At 64.2% G+C, this 3,749-nt stretch carries 3 protein-coding genes; all 3 read right to left on the reverse strand.

Annotated features, from left to right (window positions below; genetic code table 11):
• The coding region (locus tag C5F44_RS17510; protein WP_107674922.1) for a MurR/RpiR family transcriptional regulator at positions 1–775 on the reverse strand (775 nt) is incomplete at its 3' end.
• Positions 776–1,044: 269 nt separating this feature from the next.
• A complete protein-coding gene (locus C5F44_RS17515) occupies positions 1,045–2,391 on the reverse strand; it encodes a Hint domain-containing protein (RefSeq protein ID WP_181318319.1) in 1,347 nt (448 codons plus the stop codon).
• Positions 2,345–3,559 (reverse strand): calcium-binding protein, encoded by a 1,215-nt coding sequence (locus C5F44_RS17520; RefSeq protein WP_146161986.1) that lies wholly within the window; start codon positions 3,557–3,559, stop codon positions 2,345–2,347. The genes C5F44_RS17515 and C5F44_RS17520 overlap by 47 nt, the downstream gene beginning before the upstream one ends.
• Positions 3,560–3,749: the final 190 nt, after the last annotated feature.

Raw genomic sequence — 3,749 nt, forward strand, 5'->3', positions numbered from 1 at the left:
GCCGACCGGCGATGGTCAGCAGAATGGCATTCGCGATGGTCATGGGAACGATGGGGGTCTGGAATTCGGTTCCCGACCGTCCCCTGGCCGCCGCCAGCAGATGGGTTGCCGGTGGCGCCATCGTCAGCCCCGCCAGATCCGAGATCAGCAGCGTGGCCGCCCCCATCTGCGCGGCATGGCCCATCACGGCCGCGTAGTCTGCCGGTTGCTTGCGGAAGGCCAGCACCAGCACCAGATCCTCGGCGCCAAGGCTGGTCAGCCGTTCCGCCACGTCGCGGCCGCGCCCGGTCAGCATCACCGTGGTCATGCCGAACCGATCCAGCCGCCGTTGCAGGAAGGCGGCTATGGCCGTGGCATGGCCTTGGGCAAAGATGAACACCTTGCGCGCCGCGACAATCATGTCCGAGGCGGTGTCGACATCGCGCTGGTCAATGCTGCGGGCCAGTTGTTCCAGGGCGGCCAGTTCGCTGCGCACCACATCGGCCAGATAGCTGCCGTCGGCAACCTTCGCCACCGACCGGCGCATCCGCGTGGCGGCATCCTGGCCTTCCATGACCTCACGTTGAAGCTGCGCCCGCAATTCCGGATAGCCGCTGAAGCCCAGTTTCTTGGCCAGCCGCGTGGCTGTCGTCTCATGCACCTGTGCGCGTTCGGCCAATTGCGCGGCGGACAGGAACACCGCCTCGCCCTGCTGGCCAAGCAGCACCTCGATGATACGGCGGTCCGAGGCTGTCAGGCGTTCGGACGTGTCCTGAATGCGCGTCAGCAGAGTCATCGCCGAGACCTCCCCTTGGTTGGGAAAGTTATTGTGCAGGAAATCCTGCGCGTCAAATGATTCTTGCAGGATATCCAGAATCAGCTTCAGCGCACTTCACGCCCCCAGGCGTTGATGGCAGCGGTGATCATCCCGCCAGCACCGCCGATGGATGGCGACCCTTCCCAGGGCCGGCCTCATGCGGCAAGGAGCAGCACGGCGGTTTGATCAAGAAAACGGCCGCACCCTTGCGGATGCGGCCCCGGGGTCTGGCTCTGGTGCCGGATTGGTCAGTGGCCGATCAGGGTCATGCCGTTCTGGACGTGTCGTGCGGCCAGTTTCCGGGCGATGCGGCCAGACTGGATCGGGCGGGCCGGCTGGGGCAGGGCGGTGGCGTCCAGCGTTTCAAGTTCCGGGAAGATCTCGAAAATCTCGCGCCGCGCCTCGGGGCCGACCGATTTCAGCGCCTCGGGGCCCGTGAACAGCGATTCCATCGGCGCCCCCGCGGCAAACACGATCTGATGCCGGTCAAACAGGATGTGGAAGTATTCCACCGCCGCCATCTCCTCGGCCACGTCGATGCCGTTGATCAGCAGCAGGTGCCGCGCGGGCACCAGCACCTCACGCTCACCGAACATACGTTCGGCAACCTTTGACGACACCAGCACCCGGTGCTGCGGCGAAACCACCACGTCCTGCAACGGCAGGCCCCGGCCCAGGGCGCCGGCGCGGATGCGGATCGGGCGCAGCTTCGGGTTGGCCGCCAGATCGCCGGCTGCAAGCCGGCGCGACCCGATCCAGCGGATCGGTTGCAGGCCGTGGTCCGCCGTTCTGACCAGATCGCCGCGGCGCAGATCCTCGATCGCCACGTCGCCGCGCGCGGTTTCGATCATGGTGCCGCGGGTAAAGCACGGCACGCCGGTATGTTCGGTGTCCATCACCCCGCTGCCGACCAGCGTGAAGGTCACGGTCGGCCCACCCTGAAACGCGATGAAGTTCAGCGTGCCCGGCGTGCTGGTGGCCGCATCATGCTGCATCGCCTGAAGCGGGTTGGTGAAGCTGGTGCCATAGGTCGAGTTGTAAAGCGCCAGCGTGCTGTCGTTGTACCAGGGCGTCAGATCGACAAAGTCGTTGTCGGTCTGTGTGATGTTCGCACCGGCGGTTTCGCCTGCGCCGAAATCAGACAGGAAGACGCTGTCGCCAGCCCCGCCCGAGAGGACGAACAGGTCATCCCCCGTGCCACCCGTCAGCGTATCGGCCCCGCCGCCGCTGCCGTTCAGAAGGTCATTCCCGGCATCGCCGTAAAGGTGGTCAGACCCTGCGCCGCCGGTGATCACGTCGTTGTTGGCGCCGCCATAGGCAATGTCATTGCCCACGCCGCCGTCAAGCGTGTCTTCCCCTGCGTCCCCGTAGAGGCTGTCGTTGTTGGCTTCGCCCAGCACAAGGTCATTGCCGTCGCCGCCATAGGCGGCATCCGCCCCGTCGCCGCCGTAAAGCACGTCATTGCCGACATCGCCATGCAGCGTGTCATTGTGGTTGTCGCCATGGATCGTATCGGCGGCATTGCCGCCAAAGATCAGGTCGTTGCCATCACCGCCGAACAGCAGGTCGTTCGTGTCGGGCGATGCCTCGGACAAGGTTGATTCCGTGGGCGAGGTGGCGCCGAACCACAAATCGCCCGAAGACGCGCTGCTGCCCGGCACGAAGGTGACCGGCACCCGCCCCCGTGCCGCCCGCAAAGGGCGTTGTCGGCGGGGAAAAGGCGTAAAGACCCGGCCCGTTTGGCCCATCGGCCGAGACATAGAGGTTGCCAAGCGCATCGGCAGACAGGCCAAAGCTGCTGGCGGGCAGGGTTCCGATAAGCTGCGCGCCGGTGACGGCGTTGTTGCCGTCAATCGTCATGCGGAAAAGCTGATTGGTGCCGTCAGCCGCCCGCCACGACACATAGGCCTGGCCCTGAAAGAAGATCACATCGCCGGCGGAAGCGCCGCCCGCCGGGTTTGTCCACCATGTTTCGACACTTGCGGTGCCCACATTGTCAGTGGTCAGGCGATACATCGAGCTTGAATTCGGTGTGCCGAAATAGGCCCGCCCGTCCGAGTCGAAGGACAGTGCGTTGCCGCCGCCCGTGCTGCCCGGCACCCCGCCTGCGGGGATAGAGCGCACCAGCGTGGACGCGCCGGTGTTGGGGTTGATTGTATACAGGTTCGTGGTCGACCCACCCAGTTGGATGCCATAGATCGTGCCATCCGGGGCCTGACCGATATCGCCCATCACCGTGGACGCCGTGCCGATCAACACCTTCTGCAGACCGCCGCCGCCGGTGACCGGGTCAAGGCGGAACAGGTCGCCATCGTCATCCATCGCGTAGATGGTGGTGATGCCAAAGCTGAAGTTGGTTGCCGCATCGCCGCCGTAAATGGCATCGTCGCCGCCACCACCCGTTATGACATCGGCATTCTCGCCGCCGACAAGGGTATCGTTGCCCAGACCGCCATCAATCGTATCAACGCCGTCCCAGCCGTGAATGGCATCGTTGCCGGCATCGCCATAGACAAGGTCGTTTCCGGCCTCGGCGTTGATCGTATCGTTGTCGGCGCCGCCATAGGCCAGGTCGTTGCCCGTGCCCAGAAGAGCACGATCATTGCCAGCATTGCCATATATGGAATCGTTTCCGGCGCCACCGTTGAACTGATCATCCGACGCGCCACCCGAAAGAAGATCATTGTTCGGGGTACCAGGAAAAACCGTCATAAACGCACCAAAATCACACCAAAAACACGGCATTTCGACGCGAAATGCCAACGAGCGGCACAATTGTAGCGGTGTTACGTCACGTCAAGCATTTTCTCTGTTGTGTGTGTATTCGTGATGTGACCGCCCCTCGACGGCATGGAGGTGCCAGGTGGGTCTGCAAGGACCGGCGAGGAAGAAAGGCCATGTCCGAGAGTGCCTTGACCCGCAGCGAAGGGGGCCAACGCCGCTTTGGCCGCTG

Source organism: Fuscovulum blasticum DSM 2131 (assembly GCF_003034965.1).
GTDB lineage: Bacteria > Pseudomonadota > Alphaproteobacteria > Rhodobacterales > Rhodobacteraceae > Pseudogemmobacter > Pseudogemmobacter blasticus.